Consider the following 5,141-nt stretch of genomic DNA (forward strand, 5'->3'; position numbering starts at 1 on the left):
CCGGCAACGCCATCGTGGGTCGCCTGGTCCATGACCTGATCTCGCCGTTTGCGCTGAACTTCCTGCGCTGGGCCATTGCCTTTGTCCTGCTTGTGCCGCTGGCAGGATGGGCACTGGGCCGCAGCAGCGGCACCTGGAGCCACTGGCGGCAGTTCGCCGTGCTGGGCCTGCTTGGCATCGGCTGCTACAACGCGCTGCTGTATCTGGCGCTCAAGACCTCGACGCCGCTGAACGTCACCCTGGTCAGCTCCAGCATGCCGGTGTGGATGCTGGCCCTGGGCCGCATCGTCTGGGGCATTCCCGTCAGCCGGCGCCAACTGCTGGGCGCACTGCTGTCGATGCTGGGCGTGGCCGTGGTGTTGTCGCGCGGAGATCCCGAGCTGCTGCTGCATCTGCAGCTCGTGCCCGGCGATCTGTTCATGGTGCTGGCCACCATGGTCTGGGCCCTCTACACTTGGCTGCTGTCCAAGGCGCAGGTCCCGCAGCGGCTGCGCTCGGACTGGGCAGGCTTTTTGCTGGCCCAGATGGTCTTCGGCCTGGTCTGGTCCGGCCTGTTCACGGGCGGCGAGATGGCCATGGGCCAGTTCCACATTCAGTGGGGCTGGCCTCTGGGCGGGGCACTGCTGTTCATCGCCCTGGGCCCGGCCATCCTGGCCTACCGTTTCTGGGGGCTGGGCGTGCAGCGCAGCAGCCCGGCCGTGGCGGGCTTTTTCGGCAATCTGATCCCGCTGTTCACCGCCCTGCTGTCGATCGCGCTGCTGGGCGAAGCGCCGCGCCTGTACCACGGCCTGGCGTTCGTACTCATCGTGGGCGGCATCATGGTGTCTTCGCGCCGGGGATAGCCTTGGGCAGGCCGTGTGCCGCGGTGCGCACGGGCACCTTGGCCAGCAGCTGTTCGAACGCGCGGATGGGAACGGGCGGGCTGAACAGATAGCCCTGGAAGTACTCGCAGCCGTAGTGCGCCAGCAGGGCGCGCTGCTCCAGCGTTTCCACGCCTTCGGCGATCACATCCAGGTTGAGGTTGCGAGCCATGCCGATGATGGTCTGCACGATCACATCGTCGGTATGGCGCATGCCCAGGTGGCGCACGAAGGACTGGTCGATCTTGAGCTGGTTCAGCGGCAGCTGGGTGAGGTAGGTCAGCGAGGAATGGCCTGTGCCGAAGTCGTCCATGGAAAAGCACACGCCATGGCTGCGCAGCTGCTTCATCTTGGCGATGGACTCCTGCACGTTCTCGATCACCAGCGACTCGGTCAGCTCCAGCTTGAGCAGATGGGGGGCGATGCCTGCGCTGCGCACCTGCTCGATGACCTGGGAGGCAAAGTCCTGGTGGCGGAACTGGCGGGCACTGACATTCACGGCCACCTGCAGATGGCGCAGCCGCGCATCCTTTTGCCAGGCAGCCAGCTGCTCGCAGGCCGTGCGCACCACCCACATGCCCAGCGGCACGATGATCTCGCTTTCCTCAGCCACGGCGATGAACATGCCGGGCGGCACCAGGCCGCGCTCGGGGTGGCGCCAGCGCAGCAGGGCTTCGGCACCGATGACCTCGCCTGCCAGCGTGAACTGGGGCTGGTAGTGCAGCTCGAACTGGGACTGCGCCAGGGCCTGGCGCAGGTCGCCCTCCATGCGCACGCGCTGGTGGATCTCCACCTGCATCTGCGGATCGAAGAAGCACAGGCCGCTGCCGTTGCGCGCCTTGATCTGGTACATGGCGATGTCCGCCTGCTTGAGCAGCTCGGCCGCCGACTGCGGCTGGCGGCCGAACAGCGTGGCGCCAATGCTGCAGGCGCTGCGGTGCAGGTGGGCACCCAGCACATAGGACTGGTTGAGCCGCGCCAGGATCTTCTCGCCAATGCGCTGGGCCAGCGTGGCCGCCTCGGCAGGCTCGTGCGACAGCTCGCAGAGCATGACCACGAATTCATCGCCCCCCAGGCGCGCCACCGTGTCCGAAGAGCGCACGGCGCTGCGCAGCCGGTGCGCCACCTGCTGCAGCAGTTGGTCGCCCACTTCATGGCCCAGCGTGTCGTTGAGCATCTTGAACTGGTCCAGGTCCAGGAACAGCAGCGCCCCGGTCCAGCCTTCACGCGCAGCCAGCACCGTGGCCTGGGCCAGGCGATCCAGCAGCAGGCGGCGATTGGGCAGGCTGGTCAGAGGATCGTAGAAGGCCAGGCTTTCGATCTCGGCCGTGGCCAGCCGGATATCGGTGACATCGTTGTAGGTGATGACCACGCCGCCCTCGGCAGCCGGGCGCGCCGTCATCTGCACGAAACGGCCGCTGGCCAGTTGCTGCTCCAGGGGGACGCCAGGACGCAGCACCAGTTGCCGGTGCAGGTCCTTCGCCTCATCGATCTGCTCCGGCGCCGCCACCAGACCCACCGCGCTGGGGCTGGCATCCAGCAGGGATTGCAGGGGCCGGCCGGGCTCCAGCTGATCCGCATGCCATGGAAACATCTCCTCGTAACAGCGATTCCAGCGAAGCACGCGCTGCTGTGAATCCAGCAGCAAAAAGCCGCTGACCATGCTGTCCAGCGCCTGGTCCAGCCATTGCTCGGAGCGCTGTGCCTGACGGCGCGCGGCATGCAGGCGGTCCATGTAGCGGTGGACCGTCCAGCCCAGTATGGCCAGCAGCACGCCGAAGATCATCACGGCCAGCACCATCAGCCAGGCCGCCACACGCCAGCCCGCCAGCACGGAGGACATGGGCAGGCTGGCCGTGACCCACAGATTGCCCTTGGGCAGCGGATGCGCGGCCACCAGGGCGGGCACGCGGCTCAGGCGTGCGGCCATGGGCATGACGCCGCTGGACGCCAACTGCGATGTCGCCGGCAGCAACCGCGCAGCCGAGGCCTCGCCGTAGGGGGGCATGGACAGCAGCAGCTCGCCGCTGCCCTGCTCCAGCGTGACTTCCAGTCCGTCCAGCACGCCGCCCTGGGCCAGCACCGCGCCCAGCGCCGCCACCGGCACCTGCATCAGCACATAGCCACCCTGCTGCGCACGGCTCAGCGGGCGCACCAGATAGAGCATGCGCTCGCCGCCCGGCGGCTGCGGCGCCAAGGAGGGCGGGCTGGCCAGCAATTCTGAGCGGCTTTGGGCCGCAAGGCGCTCCCAGGCCTGGGCCGGCAGATCAATGGCCAGGCCATCGCCCGAAGCCGCCAGCTCGCGGCCCTTGGAGTCGTGCACGGCGGCGCGGCGCGCCAGCGTGTTCTGCCGCTCCATGGCGTGCAGCATCTCCTGAAGTTGCGGCTGCGAGGCCGATGCGTGATCGCGCGAACCCAGCCATTCATCCACCCCCATGGCCAGTGCGTCCAGGGATTCAAGGCTGCGGCTGATGGCCGCCTCGGTACCGAGCACAAAGCGTACCAGGCGCAGCGATGCCTCTTCCTGCGCGGTGGTGCGCATGCCGCTGAGCAGCCAGACGACGGCGGCCGCCAGGGCCACCGTCAGCAGCACGAGCATCAGGCCCAGGGTATGGCGCATGCCTGGGGGACTGAGCGCAGCCGCCGGGCGCGCGGAGGGGCCTGCAATCGCCTGCGACCAGTCCGTCTGGTGGGACAGTTCGCTCATCTCCCGGCTCCCTGCATGGCATGCGACATGGGCAGGCTGCGGCGAGGCCGCTGGCCGCAATGCAGGGCCGGGGTTTTCAAGACCGCCCCTGTCCGCCGCCCGTTTGCAACTGCGCGGCCATGCCTGGCACTGTCCGGGGCTTGCATGCTCCGGAGGCGGTCATGGTCGCAGTGCCCTGGCGCATCAGAAGGTTCCTGCGTACAGGCCGCCGTCGGGCAGGATGTTCTGGCCCGTCATGTAGCCTGCGTGGGCGCTGCACAGGAAGGCGCAGATGGCGCCGAATTCATCGGGCGTGCCGAAGCGGCGCGCCGGCACCTGGGATTGCTGCACCAGGCGCACATCGTCCAGGCTCTTGCCGCTCTTGTTGGCGGCGGCCGTGAAGGTGGTGCGCAGGCGGTCGGTGTCGAACTTGCCGGGCAGCAGGTTGTTGATGGTCACGCCCTTGGCCGCGATGCCGCTACGCGCCAGGCCCGCCACAAAGCCCGTGAGGCCGCTGCGCGCGCCGTTGGACAGGCCCAGGATGTCGATGGGCGCCTTCACGGCGCTGGACGTGATGTTGACGATGCGGCCGAAGCCGCGTGCCGCCATGCCGTCCACCGTGGCCTTGATCAGCTCGATGGGCGTGAGCATGTTGGCGTCCACGGCCTTGAGCCAGGCCGCGCGGTCCCAGTCACGGAAATCGCCGGGAGGCGGGCCGCCCGCATTGGTAATGACGATATCGAAATCCACGCCCGGGCCGCCGGCGGCCGACAGCACGGCGGCACGGCCTTCCTCGGTGGTGATGTCGGCGGCAACGGCCAGCACCTTCACCTGCGGCGCGAGGGCCGCAAGGCTGGCCGCGGCCTCCTGCAGGGCCTCGGGATTGCGCGCATTGATCACCAGGTTCACACCCTCTTGCGCCAGCGCCTTGGCACAGCCAAAGCCCAGGCCCTTGCTGGCGCCACATACCAGGGCCCACTTGCCCGCGATTCCCAGATCCATGTCTCACTCCTGAACAAACACAACCTTGCTCGATCCTTGCAGAACGGCAGCGCACATTGTGCGCGAGGCTTCGACGCTTTCACGCCAAACGTGAGAAAACGTGAACTCGCCGGCACACCGGCGAGCCCCTGGCGCTGCCTTCAATGCGCGCCGCCGCCGTGCTGGCCACGGAACAGCCTGTGGTGCAGCCTGCGCAAGGACCACCACACACCCAGCGCCACCACGGGAATGGCGACGGCGGCCGTGCTCTCCGGCGACCAGGGCCAGCCCAGGGCCTTGGCGCCCTTGGCCAGATAGCTGATCAGGCCCGTGAAGTAGTAGGTGATGGCGGCCACGGACAGGCCTTCCACCGTGGACTGCAGCTTGAGCTGCATGTCCTGGCGCTGGTTCATGGCGCCCAGCAGTTGCTGGCTGCTTTGCTGCTGCTCGATCTCCACGCGCGTGCGCAGCAGGCTGCTGACGCGCGAGACGCGCTCGGACAGCGCGTTCTGCCGCCGCGCCGCCCATTCGCAGGTGCTGCGCGCCGGCGTCAGGCGCCGGTCCATGAACTCGCGGATGGTCTGTATGCCGTCGATGCGTGATTCCTGGATGTC

At 68.1% G+C, this 5,141-nt stretch carries 4 protein-coding genes; 1 reads left to right on the plus strand and 3 read right to left on the minus strand.

Annotated elements, in window-relative coordinates; all coding sequences use genetic code 11:
• The coding region (locus L995_RS17970; RefSeq protein ID WP_047472853.1) for a DMT family transporter at nucleotides 1–842 on the plus strand (842 nt) is incomplete at its 5' end.
• Here the strand turns inward: L995_RS17970 and L995_RS17975 are convergent.
• The 3 genes from L995_RS17975 to L995_RS17985 form a co-directional block, all read right to left on the minus strand.
• Entirely contained in the window at nucleotides 817–3,567 is a 2,751-nt protein-coding gene (locus L995_RS17975) for a bifunctional diguanylate cyclase/phosphodiesterase (protein WP_047472854.1), read from the minus strand. The two genes, L995_RS17970 and L995_RS17975, sit on opposite strands and share 26 nt — an antisense overlap.
• A gap of 183 nt (nucleotides 3,568–3,750) precedes the next feature.
• Nucleotides 3,751–4,548, minus strand: coding sequence for an SDR family oxidoreductase (locus L995_RS17980; RefSeq protein WP_016445738.1), 798 nt, complete (start codon nucleotides 4,546–4,548; stop codon nucleotides 3,751–3,753).
• A 140-nt stretch (nucleotides 4,549–4,688) separates the two neighbouring features.
• A partial coding sequence (locus L995_RS17985) for a DUF3422 family protein (RefSeq protein ID WP_047472855.1) occupies nucleotides 4,689–5,141 on the minus strand: 453 nt, incomplete at its 5' end.

Source organism: Delftia sp. ZNC0008 (assembly GCF_000799035.1).
In the GTDB taxonomy this organism is placed as follows: domain Bacteria; phylum Pseudomonadota; class Gammaproteobacteria; order Burkholderiales; family Burkholderiaceae_C; genus Comamonas; species Comamonas tsuruhatensis.

Excerpts from the sequence above, each read along its gene's own strand:
- L995_RS17980 (WP_016445738.1), bottom strand. The coding sequence starts at position 4,548 with ATGGATCTGGGAATCGCGGGCAAGTGGGCCCTGGTATGTGGCGCCAGC.
- L995_RS17975 (WP_047472854.1), bottom strand. The coding sequence starts at position 3,567 with ATGAGCGAACTGTCCCACCAGACGGACTGGTCGCAGGCGATTGCAGGC.